1 pseudogene is annotated in these 379 nt (G+C 43.8%); it reads right to left on the bottom strand.

From position 1 onward, the window contains the following. Positions 1–122 precede the first annotated feature (122 nt). Positions 123–379 (bottom strand): annotated as a pseudogene (locus J7R13_RS09440) (hypothetical protein); the annotation flags it as partial.

The raw sequence follows: 379 nt of genomic DNA, 5'->3' as shown, positions 1-379 counted from the left end.
GCTCTCCTCACCACATCCGTGCTTTGAGAAATCCCCCTGAATTCCCCCTCGCTATAATCCTTTCCACGTTCTCCCAAAAAACACCCCCTGCTTTCTTGTGTTTAAAACTCTCTTCCCCTCTTTTAACGTTTAAAACCAGCTTTTTTTTTAGGCTCAGACACCCAATTCCTAAACTCTGCTTCTGACATTTTATCAAGCATCTCTATAGAAATCTGCACATTTAGGGTAAAGCCGCGATAATTAGCGAGTGTATGTGTGGAATTGGGTCTTTGCGGGTAATTGTCGTGCAGGTGAGTGGGAAGAGTAGTGTAGGCAATTGTTGTGGCGAGAGAGTAAGTCGCTTCAGGCGGATGTTGATTTTTTTGCGAAAAATCACACA

The organism is Bartonella taylorii 8TBB (assembly GCF_902825155.1).
Taxonomy (GTDB): domain Bacteria; phylum Pseudomonadota; class Alphaproteobacteria; order Rhizobiales; family Rhizobiaceae; genus Bartonella; species Bartonella taylorii_A.
The sequence above is the reverse complement of the archived record's forward strand: the minus strand, read 5'-3'. Positions and strand labels throughout refer to the sequence as shown.